This window comes from Kurthia gibsonii (assembly GCF_006539985.1).
In the GTDB taxonomy this organism is placed as follows: Bacteria; Bacillota; Bacilli; order Bacillales_A; family Planococcaceae; genus Kurthia; species Kurthia gibsonii.
This window is the reverse complement of sequence record NZ_BJOB01000104.1, coordinates 1-1,369: the sequence shown is the minus strand read 5'-3', so window position 1 is coordinate 1,369 and position 1,369 is coordinate 1. Positions and strand designations below refer to the sequence as shown.

1 protein-coding gene is annotated in these 1,369 nt (G+C 44.6%); it reads right to left on the bottom strand.

What is annotated here, in order from left to right:
• Nucleotides 1-192 precede the first annotated feature (192 nt).
• A protein-coding gene (locus KGI01_RS13640) for an IS3 family transposase (RefSeq protein ID WP_141275134.1) occupies nucleotides 193-1,328 on the bottom strand; the annotation gives its coding sequence in 2 pieces (ribosomal slippage) (nucleotides 193-1,103 and nucleotides 1,103-1,328; 1,137 coding nt in all).
• Nucleotides 1,329-1,369: the final 41 nt, after the last annotated feature.

Below are 1,369 nucleotides of genomic sequence, written 5' to 3'. Positions count from 1 at the left end.
GGATCTACGTCAAGTCTTTGGACACCTTCTGCCTAAGTTTTTTCTTGGGCAACATCCCGAATGGATTGTTCCACATCCCAAGTAGCCCGTCAAAGTGGAAAGAGCCTTTGACCGCCTACTTGGGATGTAGAGCGAAAAAGATACGGATGTTGCCACACAAAAATGTTGGGTGGGGATTTCAATCACCCCAATTTATGCTGCGGCATGGCACAGTTTTTCAAAGGTATCCGGTGATAAATAGCCAATGCTACCATGAATGCGCTTGCGATTGTACCATCCTTCAATGTAGCGAAACAGCGCCATGCGAGCTGCTTCAAAATTGGCATAGCGCGTGCGGTACACTTCTTCTTTTTTCAACGTCGCATGGAACGATTCAATACACGCATTGTCATACGGGCAGCCCTTGCGACTGTATGAAGGCGTGATGCCATGTTGTTCGAGCTTTTTACGAAAATCTTCACTTGTATATTGCGTCCCTAAATCGGTATGCAAAATCAAGCCTGGTGCGGGTTGTTGGGCCTGCACAGCGTTTTCGAGCGCGTCTAAAACAAGGTCCACCGTCATACGGCGACCGAACTTATAGCCGACAATCTTTTTTGTGTGTAAATCTTGTACCGATGCCAAATAGCACCAGCCATCTTGAACGGTATGGATATACGTAATATCACCCACCCATTTTTCGTTGATTGCTTCGGTTGTGAAGTCCTGATTGAGCACGTTTTCACGTTCTTCAACGGGCGCACTAGATGATGCCGGTTTATACTTTTTTACGATGTTCGAACGGATGCCAGCGTGTTTCATAATGCGCTGAATGCGATCAATACTGCCGGTGTAACCTTCTTGCTTTAAAAGGGCGAAAATTTTAGGCGCTCCGTACCGTCCGTCACTGTCTGCGTGGATTTCACGAATGCGCACTAAAAGCTTTTCATTGGCGACATGATAGCCATTTGGCTGCTTATGAAACGATTGATAATACGTACTTTTAGGCATCTTTAATACACGACACATCAGTTGAACAGGCTGATGCTCGCTTTCTTTTTCAATGTGATCGATGAGTTCTTGGTCGTCTATTTTTGCGCGAATATGGTCATAGCCTTTTTTAGAATTTCTACCTCTTGTTTCAAGCGTAGATTCTCCTTCTGGATCGCAGCGACTTCAGCTGCCGTTAACTCATTTGTCCCTTCAATCGGAGAATGTAGTTTAATCCATTTATAAATTGTCACTTCTGATACACCATATTCGCTGGATAGTTGATTGACCGATGTGCCAGAGCGGTAAAGCTCCACCACTGTTTGTTTGAACTCTTTGTTGTACTTTTTTTGACTCATGTCGGACACGTCCTCTCGTTCTCGTTATTTTACTAACTTAG